General features: G+C 46.0%; 12 protein-coding genes. All 12 read right to left on the reverse strand.

What is annotated here, in order from left to right:
* Nucleotides 1–9 precede the first annotated feature (9 nt).
* The 12 genes from kduI to MKY97_RS24635 all read right to left on the reverse strand — a co-directional run bounded on the left by kduI (nt 10) and on the right by MKY97_RS24635 (nt 14,839).
* Nucleotides 10–849 carry a 5-dehydro-4-deoxy-D-glucuronate isomerase gene (kduI, locus tag MKY97_RS24580; RefSeq protein ID WP_342552832.1) on the reverse strand — a complete coding sequence of 280 codons (840 nt, stop codon included), beginning with the start codon at nt 847–849 and terminating at the stop codon, nt 10–12.
* A 164-nt stretch (nt 850–1,013) separates the two neighbouring features.
* Nucleotides 1,014–1,526, reverse strand: coding sequence for a hypothetical protein (locus MKY97_RS24585; RefSeq protein WP_342552833.1), 513 nt, complete (start codon nt 1,524–1,526; stop codon nt 1,014–1,016).
* 5 nt (nt 1,527–1,531) lie between these two features.
* Nucleotides 1,532–2,521 (reverse strand): zinc-dependent alcohol dehydrogenase family protein, encoded by a 990-nt coding sequence (locus MKY97_RS24590; RefSeq protein WP_342552834.1) that lies wholly within the window; start codon nt 2,519–2,521, stop codon nt 1,532–1,534.
* Between the two features lie 209 nt (nt 2,522–2,730).
* Nucleotides 2,731–3,060, reverse strand: a complete 330-nt coding sequence (gene cyoD / locus MKY97_RS24595; RefSeq protein WP_342552835.1) for a cytochrome o ubiquinol oxidase subunit IV — start codon at nt 3,058–3,060, stop codon at nt 2,731–2,733.
* Nucleotides 3,061–3,681 carry a cytochrome o ubiquinol oxidase subunit III gene (cyoC, locus tag MKY97_RS24600; RefSeq protein WP_342552836.1) on the reverse strand — a complete coding sequence of 207 codons (621 nt, stop codon included), beginning with the start codon at nt 3,679–3,681 and terminating at the stop codon, nt 3,061–3,063.
* Nucleotides 3,682–5,652 carry a cbb3-type cytochrome c oxidase subunit I gene (locus MKY97_RS24605; protein ID WP_342552837.1) on the reverse strand — a complete coding sequence of 657 codons (1,971 nt, stop codon included), beginning with the start codon at nt 5,650–5,652 and terminating at the stop codon, nt 3,682–3,684.
* Nucleotides 5,653–5,672: 20 nt separating this feature from the next.
* Nucleotides 5,673–6,641: a ubiquinol oxidase subunit II gene (cyoA, locus tag MKY97_RS24610; protein ID WP_342552838.1), complete on the reverse strand. Its 969-nt coding sequence runs from the start codon at nt 6,639–6,641 to the stop codon at nt 5,673–5,675.
* A 320-nt stretch (nt 6,642–6,961) separates the two neighbouring features.
* Nucleotides 6,962–7,225, reverse strand: coding sequence for a hypothetical protein (locus tag MKY97_RS24615; RefSeq protein WP_342552839.1), 264 nt, complete (start codon nt 7,223–7,225; stop codon nt 6,962–6,964).
* Between the two features lie 327 nt (nt 7,226–7,552).
* Nucleotides 7,553–8,899: a GH1 family beta-glucosidase gene (locus MKY97_RS24620; protein ID WP_342552840.1), complete on the reverse strand. Its 1,347-nt coding sequence runs from the start codon at nt 8,897–8,899 to the stop codon at nt 7,553–7,555.
* A 316-nt stretch (nt 8,900–9,215) separates the two neighbouring features.
* Nucleotides 9,216–10,925 (reverse strand): ABC transporter substrate-binding protein, encoded by a 1,710-nt coding sequence (locus MKY97_RS24625; protein WP_342552841.1) that lies wholly within the window; start codon nt 10,923–10,925, stop codon nt 9,216–9,218.
* 136 nt (nt 10,926–11,061) lie between these two features.
* A complete protein-coding gene (locus MKY97_RS24630) occupies nt 11,062–12,762 on the reverse strand; it encodes an ABC transporter substrate-binding protein (RefSeq protein WP_342552842.1) in 1,701 nt (566 codons plus the stop codon).
* A 397-nt stretch (nt 12,763–13,159) separates the two neighbouring features.
* The gene (locus tag MKY97_RS24635) at nt 13,160–14,839 is read right to left on the reverse strand and encodes an ABC transporter substrate-binding protein (protein ID WP_342552843.1); all 1,680 of its coding nucleotides are present in this window, start codon (nt 14,837–14,839) and stop codon (nt 13,160–13,162) included.
* Nucleotides 14,840–14,974 lie beyond the last annotated feature (135 nt).

A 14,974-nucleotide genomic window follows, 5' to 3' on the forward strand; every position in this document is an offset into this window, starting at 1 on the left:
GATTATTGTTTATTTCAGATCTTTCATCGCTACGCCGTCCATGTCTTCAAACGTCTGATTTTCCCCAGCCATGGCCCAGCAGAATGTATAATTGCTCGTACCCACACCGCTGTGAATAGACCAGCTTGGAGAGATGATCGCTTGACGATCACGTACAACGAGATGGCGTGTTTCGTTCGGTTCACCCATCATGTGGAATACAACGCCATCTTCAGGCAGATTCCAGTACAGGTATACTTCAGAACGACGGTTATGCGTATGTGCAGGCATCGTGTTCCACATGTTTCCTTTGTTCAATTCCGTGATACCCATCACGAGCTGGCAGCTCTTGATTCCGCCTTCACCCTGGTGAATGTAACGATAAATGGTACGTTCGTTCGAGCTTTCGATGCTGCCGAGATGGTTCGGCTGTGCTTGCTCTTGGGTTGCTTTTACTGTCGGATAGGTATGGTGAGCTGGTGTAGAAACGAAATAGAACTGAGCCGCTTGCTCGGTGCCATTACTCTTGAATACAACTTCCTTGACCCCTTTACCGATATAAAGACATTCTTTCGCTCCAATTTCGTACACTTCTCCGTCCGCTGTTACAGTACCTTGTCCACCCACATTAATGATACCGATTTCACGGCGCTCCAAGAAAAAGTCCGTTCCGATATCTTTCAAGTTTACTTCAAGGGTGATGTCCTTGCTGTGTGTCACTGCAGTTCCCACAATGTAACGATCCACATGAGAGTACACAGTCACCAGTTCGTCTTTGGCAAACAACTGCTCCATAAGGAATTCCTCACGCAAACGAGCTGTATCATACGTCTTCACTTCATTCGGGTGTGCTGCATAACGGTTTTCCATCTGTAATCCATCCCTTTCGTCTTATGAATAATGTTAGGATCGAGCCTTGTTGAGTCCTTCTGACAGTCAATCGTGTTCATTAATGTTTGTTAAAGTTCATATAAGTTCATTTTAGTTCATTTTGTATCTTTTGTGTACCCTTATTTTAAGAAAAATGAAAATCATTAGATCGTATTCGCTATTTCTAATAATGTTGTGTAGTCGTACAGCGGTTCAAGATTGTTATTTTTGCCGGATACAAGAGCATAAGTTAACCCCTCATCTCTCCAGTAGATGGCACTTATTTCTCCATTCCCTTGGTCCCAGGTTTGTGAACCGTTGGTTAACTTACGACCTATTTTCCCTTTTGGAGGGGTATCTGCCTTGGAGTTGGTGATCAGCAGAATTAAGTTTGCATCCTCGTCCTTGTTTGCATACGTCATTTCCACTGCTTCGTATGTTCCATTCGTTTCTAAAATTCGAGTATATTGTTCGGTGATTTCAAACGGGACGACCGGCTGTTTAATTTTGAAAGGAACCCTGGCTTCCGCCTCCTGCAAAGAAACTTCAACCGCCGGAAGACTCGGCTCCTCATCTCCCGTCACCAGGCTGCTCTCCGTTTTTTCCGAGCAAGCAGATAGCACAAGAAGAACCATACATAACATACTTAGACACATGATTTTTTTCAGAATTGCCAACTCAATCACCTCCAGCTCCTCAAAAGTATTTTCCCCTTCAAACCCGCTTCCGCCGCAGCAGCAGCCTGATGCACATTCGTTAACTCATAGTTCTCGCTCGTGTCTGCCATGACCAGCTGCCCAGCACGGATCAGCGTCATTACCTCATTAAATACCTGCGTCCACTCCTCCTGTGAACAGCGTTCCACCCAGTGTTTAAGCCAGAAGAGCTTCACTTGAACTTGTGTTCCTCGGGTTAACTCATGCCACAATGGGGTAATTCCTGAAAGCAGTCCAATACTGATAAGCATACCGCTCTGTCCAAGACAGCTCACGAGCTGCTCTCCATCCGTTCCGCCAATACAATCCACGGCTGCATCAGCGCCTCGTCCTTCTGTTATTGTCATGATTCTTTCCTGAAGCTGTTCCTTTGTTGTGTTCACGATGACATCCGCCCCAAGACGGAGCAGGTCAGCAGTGTGCCGATCGCTCCTTGTAAGCGCGATCATTCGAAAACCGATAATTTTCGATAATTGTGCAAATACACGCCCAATTGCAGAGCCGCCGGCATTGACGATCAATGTATTACCATACGTAAGATGCAGCATACGGTTACAGATCAGCCAAGCAGTTACGGGATTAATGTAAATCTGAGATGCCGTTTCGTCACAGATCTCATCAGGCACGATGACTGCATGCCTAGCAGAAGTCTTCACTACTTCCTGCCACGTATTCTCTCCCCTTAACGGTAAAACACGACGCCCCAGCATGTGATGTGATACTCCGCTCCCGACAGCCTCTACCACTCCCACACCCTCAAAACCAGGAACAGCCGGCAGCAGCGTGCGATGTGAATAGGCTCCTCGAACAGGAATAAGATCGGATGGATTAATAGGTCTGGCCAACATTCTTACGTTTACTTCGCCCTCCCCAGGCCGTAGTATTTCTTTTTCTTCCACAAGCAGTACTTCATTTGGTTCCCCAAAACGATAATATCGGATGACCTTTGCTCTCATTCTACTCTCTCTCCTAACCAAGCTCTTAAGTCTTTCCCGCTGTATGCTGGAACAACATTCCATTATATAAACATCGTAACATTAAAAACATTCTATGCAACCACCTATAACAGCACATATGATCGTTTTTTCCATACCACTACTTACAAAAAAATAAAAAAGAACCTTCTCGCCTGAATGACAGACGAGAAGGTTCTCTATGTTACATATTAATGTGCTACTGCGTTGTTCAGCATGATCCAGATCGAACCAATGACGATGGTCAACATCATCAGCAATCCGAAGATAAGGGCCATCACATTCCAGCGAGGCTTCTCTGTTTCACGGATATGCATGAAGAAGAAGAGTTGAACCACAAACTGAAGTGCCGCTGTACCAAGAATAACAACCATTGTTCCTGTTTTGCCCATCATATCGTTCAGCACCACGACCAGAGGAATGATGGTCAGAACGATGGACAGAATGAAACCGACGACATAGGACTTCAGTGAGCCATGTTGTTCGTGTCCATGGGAATCATGTGCGTTGTGCTCTGCCATCTACATCACCCCCATCAGATAGACGATCGTCAGGAGGAAAATCCATACGACGTCCAAGAAGTGCCAGTACAAGCTGATTACGTTGATTTTACCGCGAGTGACATCGGTAATACCCCGTTTTTTCAGTTGGAACATCAGTCCGATCATCCAGATCAGACCGAGCGATACGTGGAGTCCGTGAGTACCCACGAGGGTAAAGAACGCGCCGGAAGCAGCACTCGTTGTGTAGCTGAATCCTTCGTGAACCATCTCAACAAATTCATAAATTTCCAGTGCAAGGAAGCCTGCACCCAGAACAGCTGTAATGATAAGCCAGTTAATCAATTGTTTTACTTTACCCTGGTTCATTGCCAGAACCGCAAGTCCACTCGTAAAGGAACTTGTGAGCAATAGGAAGGTTTCGGCAATTACACCAGGCATTTTGATCAAGTCAGACAAAATCGGTCCGCCCGCCGTATTGTCACGCAGCACAATGAAGGTTGCGAACAATACGGAGAACAGGATAACGTCGGAAATCAGGAAGAACCAGAATCCGAGAATTTTCATTTCCTGTGGATCATGGTGGCCATGGTCATGACCGTGTGCATGATTCTCACCGTGCTTAGCGGCTGCTTGAGCCATCTATACCGACCCCCTTAACGACGCTTCGGTACGTTTAATTTCATCGACCGGAATATAATAATCCGTATCGTAAGAGAAGGAACGAGCGATCATGCAGATACCTACGCCAGCAAGTCCGAGAATTGCCATCCACAGCCATCCGAAGACGAAGCCAAAACCGGCTACGAACCAGAAGACAGACATAATGAACGGAATCGAGGAATTCTTCGGCATATGAATTGGCTCATATACAGGCTCAGGCGGATGAATACCTTTCGCACGACGTTCTTTCTCTTCCCACCACTCATCCACATCATCTCCGCGCGGTGTAACAGCGAAGTTGTATTCCGGAGCTGGTGAAGGAATAGACCACTCAAGCGTACGACCATCCCATGGATCGCCAGATGCTTTGAGTGTTTTGTATTTACGAATACCGTCTGCAATTTGTGCAACTTGGAACAAGAATCCGACACCCATCAGGAATGCCCCGATTGTGGATACGAAGTTGAGTTCCCACCAGCCAGTATCCCAGCCATATGTGCTCAGACGACGTGTCATACCCATCAGACCGACAGCGTACTGCGGCATGAAGCAGACATAGAAACCAATATTCCAAGTCCAGAATGCCCATTTGCCCAGTTTCTCTTCGAGTTGGAAACCAAACATTTTAGGCCACCAGTAGTACAGACCTGCGAAGTATCCAAAGACAACGCCGCCGATCAACACTTGGTGGAAGTGAGCAATCAGGAAGTAACTGTTGTGGAACTGGAAGTCAGCAGGAGCTACGGACAGCATAACACCTGTCATCCCCCCGACGATGAAGCACGGGATAAAGGCAATGGTCCACATCATCGGTGTAGCCATGCGTATCCTGCCTCGATACATCGTGAACAGCCAGTTAAAGACTTTAACCCCTGTCGGAATCGCAATCAGCATCGTAGTTACCGCGAAGAATGCATTGACGTCCGCCCCGGAACCCATCGTGAAGAAGTGATGCGCCCATGTAAAGAAGGACAGGAAGCTGATGATCAGCATCGCGAATACCATCGATTTGTAACCAAACAGTTTTTTACGAGAGAACGTACTTACGATCTCGGAGAACACACCAAATGCCGGCAAGACGACAATGTATACCTCAGGGTGACCCCACATCCAGATCAAGTTGATATACATCATTGGGTTGCCGCCCAGATCAAGTGTGAAGAAGTGCGCCCCGGCAAACCTGTCGAGGAAAAGCAGTGCAAGTGTCACGGTCAAGATCGGGAAAGCAAACAAGATAATAATACAAGTGGAGAATACCGACCATGTAAACATCGGCAGTTTCATCCATTTCATGCCTGGCGCACGCATTTTAATGATGGTAACCATAAAGTTGATACCGGTCGCCAGGGAACCGATACCCGATATCTGGATACCCCATATATAGAAGTTCTGTCCTACCCCCGGACTGTGTGACAGCTCCGATAGAGGCGGATAACTCAGCCATCCAGCATCCGGTGAACCACCGATGACGAAGGACAGGTTGAACAGCATTGCGCCCAGGAAGAATAACCAGAAGCTCAGTGCGTTCAGGAACGGGAATGCCACGTCCCTTGCTCCGATCTGTAACGGCACAATGACGTTAAACAAACCGAACATAAATGGCATCGCCATGAACAGGATCATGATCGTACCATGTGTTGTGAAGACCTGATTATAGTGTTCTGGATGTAAGAAATCCATATTAGGCATAGCCAGCTGCAGACGCATCATCAATGCATCCACACCACCACGGAACAACATGATAATGGAAGCAATGATATACATAATACCGATCTTTTTATGATCGACAGTAGTTAACCAGTTACGCCAGAGCCAGCCCCATTTTTTGAAATAAGTCAGCACCGATACGATCGCAATAATCGTAATCCCGATCGCCACGTCTGCTCCATAGATCAGCGGGTCGCCGGTTACAAAAAACTCCGATGCAAACTCCTTTAATCTCTCTAACATTGGGGGCCTCCTTTCAATCTTTAGTTCGTACTTGTATTTACTTTCGGTACAGATAAGGATTTGTCTCCAGCAGCTTCGTTCGAACTTGAACTTTCATGCTTGCTGTGAGCACTTTTGCCGTCAACAACATATTTAGTCACGATGTTCTGGAACAAACCTTCAGGGAAGGCAGAGTAATAAGCAACATTACTTGTTCCCGGCTTCGCCAGAGCATCATACGTTTCTTGTGTCATTGGCTGGGATTGGTCTTTAACTTCCCTCACCCATTGGTCGAACTCTTCATCCGAAGTCGCATTTACATCAAAACGCATCTGCGCAAAGTGTTCACCGGTGAAGTTAGCTCCCGAGCCCCAGTATTTACCTTCATGGTCTGCTTGCAAATACAAGGTCATCGCCATACCTGACATCGTGTAAATTTGTCCACCCAGCTGCGGAATCCAGAATGAGTTCATCGGTGAATCCGCAGTAAGCTCAAATTTCACAGGCCGGTCTGCCGGAATATTCAGCGTGTTAACCGTTGCAATGCCCTGCTCAGGATACAGGAACAACCATTTCCAATCCAGTGAAGATACCTGAATCGTAATTGGTGCTTTCTCATGAGCCAGCGGCTTGGAAGGCTCAAGGTCATACGTGTAGCGAACTGTAATAATGGCAATCAGCCCGACAACAATAATCGGAATGGTCCACCAGATAACTTCCGCCTTCGTATTGTGAGCCCAGTTTGGCTGGTACTCGTTTTTGTTGTCTGGCTTGTCGCGGTAACGCCAAACGATTACAGCAGACAAAATCAACACAGGAACGATAACGATCGCACAAAGAAGTGTCGTAATAACAATCAGATCTCTCTGCGATGCGCCGATAGGCCCCTTCGGATCCATAACAACGTACTGCCCGCCTGCCACCATTGGCCAGACAATCAAGGCAATTGTAACCAACGTCAGGACAACCGGAATAATAATCCGAGTTAGCGACCTAGGTTTCTTGTTCATTTTGATCCCCTCTCCTCAAATATTCGCTCATACTAAAAAATCAGTATACTACTCTCTTCCTACTAAAGATATCAGAAACGAGCGACTTTTTTATTCTTGTTAACAAATTTGTCGATTTTACACCCTAAATGTGTGAATTTTTTCTCACAAATCACTGGATCGGTTGATATTTGTACATTGTAATCTTTACACTCCAGGTCACAAAATAAAACCCTTTGCAGTCCCGTTGAACAAGGTCAACGAATCCGCAAAGGGCTTTATTGACTGGATTCCGGGGAATATTCCAGTCTTATTATGGACAATATTGCGCAGGATTATAATTAATCCGCGCCTTCGTCTTCCCGGCGTGTATGAACCAGACCAATCGCTTTGGCAATGACGTAAATAAATACGCTCCCTACAAGAAAACCAATGCCAACCATTAATCCCAAATTACGATCATTAAAATCATTCAAGTTAATTAGGCACAGCACAACTCCAGTAATCAGTGCAATCCATGCCAAAACTGTCATCGTCAAGACTGCGCGACGCATATTTTTATCTTTACGCTCTAATTGGCTGACCATTGCTGTCTTCGATGCCATAGTAAACACTTCCTTTTCCCTTTTTGTAAGTGCTTTCCTTATACAAATATACCACATTAGTATGAATTTTAGTCAATAAATGTTCAAATTTATTTCTCATTTTGGACACTTTATTTCCGTGAAACATATTGACAAACGCATTCACACATCCTCTTACTTCTTATAACCCAAAAACACTCGTTTCATAACACCATTACAGGCTGAAGCTTATGAACGGTTTATGAACTTCATTTTTACTCAGACAGCAGAAAAAAGCGGCCCATCGGAAATATCCGACAGAGCCGCCTATATATAATAGAAGAAACATAAATCCGTACAATAAACCAATTAGTTCCGAATTTCCAGCCAATTGTTCTTGATCACGTTCTGATACCAGTAAAAGCTTTCCTTAGGGGTTCTTACAAGCGAACGATAATCGACATGCACCAGACCAAAGCGCATCCGGTATCCCTCGGCCCATTCAAAGTTGTCCATTAGAGACCAGGCCATATAACCTTTCAGGTTAATTCCGTCATTGATAATCCGATGGATTTGGGCCAAATGCTGCTCATAATAAGAGATGCGGCGATCATCGTTAATTTTCCCATTCTCCAGATCATCATTAATGCAGGCACCGTTCTCGGTAATATATACATCCACGTTGCCGTACTTCTGCAAGTAATGCATGAATTCATACAAGCCGCGTGATTCCACCGGCCAGCCGATGTCTGTTTTGATCAGGCCCATATTCAGCTCTTCAGACTGAAGTACACCTGCCTCCGGGTTATAACGGTTAATGCCCATCGTGTAATAATTTATCCCCAACAGGTCGATCGGCTCTGAGATAATTTCCATATCCCCGTCCTGAATCGGCACGGTTGCGCCAGCCTCTGCAAACCAATCCACCAAAAATTGTGGATATGAGCCCTTGTAGATTGGATCCAGGAACCAGTCTGTGTTCAGCGCGATCGAACGATCACATGCTGCTTGATCCTCAGGAGATTTACTGTAAGGCTCAGCCCAACAAACATTCGGAGCAATACCGATCTGTCCTGTAATCCCCATACGGCGGAAGGATTGTACAGCCTTACCGTGAGCAACCAGCAGGCCGTGAGCCACGTTAATGGCTGTCTGCACATCTTTGTTACCCGGTGCATGGATACCCAGCATATTCGAGAGGAATGCAATACACCATGGTTCGTTAAAGGTAAGCCAGAAATTGATTTTGCCTGAGAACTCTTTGAAGATCACTTCTGCATATTTGACAAAAGCATCTACGGTTCTGCGATTTCCCCAACCCCCGTCATCTTCCAGTGTCTGCGGCAGGTCCCAGTGATACAAGGTAAGGAACGGTTCAATTCCAGCATCAATCAAAGCATCTACAAAACGATGATAGAAATCCAGGCCTTCACGGTTGATTTCGCCATCTCCGTCCGGAATAATACGCGGCCATGCAATGGAGAAACGATAGGTGTTGATACCGAGCTTTTTCATCAGTGCAATGTCTTCTTCATAACGGTGGTAGCTGTCGCAAGCGACATCACCATTGTCGCCATTAAACACTTTGCCAGGAGTGCGTGCAAATGTATCCCAGATGGAAACTCCGCGTCCTCCCTCGTGCGCAGCCCCTTCAATCTGATAGGATGCAGTTGCTGTTCCCCAGCGGAAATCCTGAGGGAATTGAAATATGGTCATGGCTTAATCCTCCGTCTCTGATGGCGCCTGGATCATTGATCCGGCGGCATACTAAAAATATAGGTGGTACATTTTCATTACGAAACCAGTTTCCTAAAACGTTTTCGAAGAAGTGTAAATAAAAAAGGCAATTCGCTTTAAGCAGTCATAACATCACAACCAGCGGGGATATCCCATTTTGGAATGGGAGTGCTTACAATAAGAGGATTATATTCGATTTCAAAAATGTCGTCAATGCTCCTTCTCACAGCTCCACAAAAAAAAGCCCTCAGAGCGAGGGCCTTTTCCGGATGAAAACCATAGTGGATATCTCCTGTTATTTCACATCTTTACCTGTCCACAGAGACACACGATCTTTGATCCATTCCGTATACTGTTTCTCCATCTCCACTGCACCGGCTTTGTCCAGCTCAGCCAGGAATGCATCATAGGTCGCATCGAAATTGGCTGGTGAAGTCAAGACAGCTTCCGGAATTCGTTTGCGGACGATATCCTGTGTTTTCTGGAATTTAACACTGTAATCTGTTCCGGAAGGTACGGGCATATTATACGCTGCGCCCCATTCCTTCAGCTTCAGATCATCTTCAGAAGGGTAGAAATCCTTCCATGTACTGATACCGTAAGCTTTCAACGTTTCCTTCTCCGCCGCTGTGTATCCAGCCTGTATCTGCTCAGGGAAGTTCGTTGTGTAATAATTGTCGGTTGCATCCTTCACACCATCGCCGTATCTGGCACTGAAAATATTATACATGCCAATTCCCGTTTCTTTGGTGAATGCGGAGTTATCATTTACTTTGCGATCCTGAATTTCCTGCGGAATCACACGTTTACCATCTTCTACTTTATAATGGTCGCCTTCAATGCCCCAGTTTCTCAGGACTTGACCTTCATCCGATGCAAGCCAATCCATGAACTTGATGATCCGAACCGGATCTTTCGCGGACGTGGTAATTCCGATGCCGTAACCGTCAAACCCTGTTGGCTGGAACGTATGGTCAACGATATCTTTATTCAGGGAAACAGAGAAATGAGCATACGTGCTGTCATCCTTGCCTGCGGATTTCAATGCATTTTCAGCCTCACCATAGTTCCACTCCTGATCAATCAGGCCCAGAACACGGCCGCTGGCAATTTTGGATTTGTACTGGTCATCCTTTTGTACAAACGTATCTTTGTCCAGAAGGCCCTCATTGTACATTTTGTTCAGCCACCGGAAGTATTCTTTCTCCTCTGGGCGTTTGTAGTGAAGTTTCGCTTCATACGTTTCTGGATCGATATAGTATTCACCATCATCCGGTGCACCTGTTGCCTGGAAGGCCGGATTCGTAACCGTGATCATGATTTTCCAGTCATCGGCATTCAGCGTCAATGGAATCGTTGGCTGACCGTCGATCGTTGGATGTTTTTCATAATAGGCACGAAGTACTTTTTCGTAGTCCTCAAGTGTTTTTACTTCAGGATAACCAAGTTCTTTCAGTACCTTTTGCTGGATTTCGAATCCGCCTGTCGCGTCAAAGACAACGTTGTCTACCCCCATATTCGTTGGGATGGTATAGATCGCTTGATCTTCCGTGCTGTATTTCAGACGGTTCATCTGATCACCATAGATTTTCTTCAGGTTCGGTGCATGTTCTTCAATCAGATCGGTCAGGTCAATCATTGCACCTGCGTCCACCAGCTTTGACAAGTTTCCTTTTGGGAAAATCATGTCTGGATAGTCGCCGCTAGCTGCCATCAATGCAACCTTTTGGTCACCACCATTGTTGACATCATACTCTGCTTCAATCGTTACTCCGGTTTGCTTTGTGATCTCTTTACCAACGGCATCCTGCATGTTGTTCCAGGTTGGACTAGGGTCCGCACCGAAGAATGAGATCGTAATCGGATCGGTACCACTGGATTCGGTAGTCTCCTTGGTGCCGGAGTTACCGCATCCAGCAGTAACCAACATCGCACTAGCGAGCATTAACATAGCAAACGTCTTCGGTCTTTTACCTGTAATTCTGTCTTTCATACTGCCTCTCATTGTCTATCTCCCCCTATTTATGAAGGTTTTATCTGTATAACAGGCCAGGGGCCTGAGGATACCACATATTAGTTAAGCCAAACTTATTCGTAAAATGTAATCAACGACCCCTGTTTCAATCGTTATGGTTCCAACATTACTTCACATCTTTTCCCGTCCAGAGGGATACACGATCCTTGATCCATACGGTGTATTGTTTTTCCATCTCTACTGCGCCCGCTTTATCCAGTTCAGCCAGCAGCCCGTCATAGAGACTGTCGAATTGATCCGGTTTGGCCAAAATCGCTTCAGGAATCCGTTTGCGGATGATATCCTGTGTTTTTTGGAAGGTAACATTATATTCGGTATCGGAAGGCACCGGCATGTTGTATGCTGCACCCCAATCCTTCAGCTTCAGATCATCCTCAGACGGGTAGAAATCTTTCCAAGTTGTAATGCCGTAAGCTTTCAGCGTTTCTTTCTCAGCTGCTGTATATCCAGCCTGAATCTGTTCAGGGAAGTTGGTTGTGTAGTAGTTATCTGTGGAATCCTTCACACCATCACCGTATCTGGCACTGAATACGTTATACATCCCGATTCCAGACTCTTTAGTGAAGGCGGAGTTATCGTTGATCTTGCGGTCCTGGACATCTTCCGGCACGATGCGTTTGCCATTTTCGACTTTATAATGCTGGTTCTCAACCCCCCAGTTTCGGAGGACCTGGCCTTCGTCGGAAGCAAGCCAATCCATAAACTTGATGATCCGAACCGGATCTTTCGCAGAGGTAGTAATTCCGATACCGTAACCGTCAAAACCGGTTGGCTGGAATGTATGATCCACAATATCCTTGTTCAATGAGACGGAGAAGTGCGCATACGTGCTCTCACCGTTGTTTTTGGATTTGAGTGCATTTTCTGCTTCGCCATAGTTCCACTCCTGGTCAATCAGACCGAGAACGCGGCCGCTGGCAATTTTGGATTTATATTGATCATCCTTCTGAACAAAGGTATCTTTGTCCAGGAGACCTTCGTTATACATTTTGTTCAGCCAGCGGAAGTATTCTTTCTCCTCTGGACGTTTGTAGTGCAGCATCGCTTCATAGGTTTCAGGATTGATATAATATTCCCCGTCGTCTGGTGCACCTGTTGCCTGGAAGGCCGGGTTTGTAACCGTAATCATAATCTTCCAGTCATCGGCATTCAGCGTCAGCGGAATAGTAGGCTGCCCATCGATTGTTGGATGTTTCTCATAGTAAGCCCGCAGCACATTCTCATAATCCTCGAGTGTTTTCACTTCCGGGTAGCCCAGCTCTTTTAATACCTTCTGCTGAATCTCAAACCCGCCAGTAGCATCAAACGCGACGTTACCTACACCCATATTGGTTGGAATCGTATAGATGGCTTGATCTTCTGTGCTGTATTTCAAACGGTTCATCTGGTCACCATAGATTTTCTTCAGGTTGGGAGCATGCTCCTCAATCAGGTCGGTCAGGTCAAGCATTGCGCCTGCATCCACCAGCTTCGACAGGTTTCCTTTAGGATAGATAATATCAGGGTAATCACCGCTGGCAGCCATGAGCGGTATCTTCTGGTCGCCGCCATTATTTACATCATACTCAGCTTCAAGTGTAACCCCCGTTGCTTTGGTAATCTCCTGCCCGACAGCATCCTTCATGTTGTTCCAGTTCGGACTGGCATCTGCTCCAAAGAATGTAAACGTAATCGGGGTCGTCGTGTCACCCGTGTCCACCGGTTTCTCTGAAGCTGATTTCTCTCCACTGCTTCCGCATCCTGCTGTGATTGCAAGCGCGCTGGCTAACAAAAGCATTGCAAATGTTTTTGGTGTTCTGCCCTTCATGTGTAATCCCCCTTTTGGATAAAATGAAGCTGTGTATTTGTACAACAGGACCTGCCTGCTCATACCATATTCGGGTGAATCCAACGTTCTTCTCAGATTCAGTAACATTAGAAGCGCTTACTTTTTTTCCAGTGGATGAGGGTGCCGTTCTGAGTGACCAGGCTTTGTTCCCTTCAGATATGTTTAATCTTCTTTCTGTCGGGTAGACGGCTGCAGTAGATGCACAATTAATTGTAAGTGCTTTCACAGTTGAATCATAATATTTAAGAAAACCCTTGTCAATAGCTAATTTCAAAAATCTAAAACGGTTTCACTAAAACGTTTTCGTTATAAAAGAAACCCGATATTCCGGGTTCTATTTTATTTTTTCAATGGACAGGTCTGTACTTACCGAACACTAATCAGCGTTCCATAACCGAACGCGATTTTGAATCAATGCCGTATATTGTTTTTCCATTTTTTCTGCTCCCGCCTGGTTCAGTTCAGCGATCATGCCATCATAGATGGCATCAAACTTGTCGGGTGAACTTAAGACAGCTTCGGGAATCCGTTTGCGGATGATATCCTGTGTTTTCTGGAAAACGACATTATAATCCGAATCTCCTGGTGCTGGCATGTTATAGGCTGCCCCCCAAGGTTTAACCGGAAATTCCTCTTCACTCGGGAACAGATCCTTCCATGTTGAAGCACCGTATGCCTGAAGGGTCTCTTTCTCTGCTTGAGTATATGAAGCTTCAATCTGTTCAGGAAAACTTGTCGTGTAATAATTATTCGTGGAATCTTTCACGCCATCTCCATAGCGTCCGGACATATTTTTATATAGTCCGATTCCAGACTCTTTTTGGAACGCAGAAGCATGGTTTGTTTTTTGCTCCTGAATCGCTGCCGGAATCACACGCTTGCCATCCTTGATCTCGTAGTGTTTGCCTTCAATGCCCCAGTTCATCAGAATCTGCCCTTCCTCGGAAGCCAAATAATCAAAGAATTGAATGGTACGTACCGGGTCAGGATTAGCAGTGGTTATACCTACTCCCCAGCCGGATACAAATCCTGGGTCTTGAAAAGAGTGATCTTTCAGTTCCTCGGACAGTGTCACCGGGAAATGAGAATAAGCTGACTCCGCTCTACCCGACGATTTCAGTGCGTCCTCTGCATCGGCATACCCCCAATCCTGATCAATGACACCCAGTACACGTCCGCTTGCAATTTTGGATTTGTACTGATCTGATTTTTGCACAAAGCTTTCCTGATCGAGCAAACCTTCGCTGTACATATGATTCAACCAGCGGAAATACTCTTTTTCCTCCGGGCGTTTGTAATGCAGCATCGCTTCATAGGTTTCCGGATGAATATAGTATTCGCCGTCATCCGGTGCGCCTGTGGCCAGAAAGGCCGGATTCGTGACGGTAATCATGATTCTCCAGTTGTCTGCATCCAGCGTTAACGGAATGGTCGGCTGACCATCCGTCATCGGATGTTTGTCGCTGTATGCCCGCAGTACATTTTCATAGTCCTGAAGTGTTCGAACCTTGGGGTATCCGAGTTCTTTCAGCACACGATGCTGAATACCGAATCCCCCGCCTGCATCAAAATATTTCTGGTCCACCGCATAATACGTCGGCAGCACATAGATTGCCTGATCTTCGTTACTGTATTTCAACCGATTCATGTAATTACCATACAGCTTCTTCAAGTTGGGAGCATGTTCTTCGATCAGGTCGGTCAGGTCCAGCATTGCGCCAGCATCCACCAGCTTGCTGAGTTCACCCTTGGGTGAAACGATATCCGGATAGTCGCGACTTGCTGCCATCAGGGATATTCTGTCCTGTCCCCCGCTAACGGCAAACTCGCCGTTCAAGGTGATGCCTGTTTTGGCTGTAATAACCGTGCCGACTTCATCCTTCATGCCATTCCAGTTTGGATTTGGATCAACACTGAAAAAATCGAACGTAAGCGGAGACTGCGCTCCGCTGGTATTCGTAAGTGACGTTTTACCGCCGACGCCTCCATCACAGGATGTAATCAAAAGTAAAGCCAGAAGCGGCCCCAGTGCGACCTTCATTTTAAAACTGGACATAATGGTAATCCTCCCTATTTCATACGTCTGTCTTATACGGAACTGTTCTGTTCCTCTCTTAGCTTCATGAGTGATCCCTGCCCCGCCGCCAAAACTGAAATTATAGTGTATGGCAGCAGTCGGGATACCCTGAGC

The sequence above is a fragment of the Paenibacillus sp. FSL R7-0652 genome (genome assembly GCF_038595045.1).
Classification (GTDB): Bacteria; Bacillota; Bacilli; order Paenibacillales; family Paenibacillaceae; genus Paenibacillus.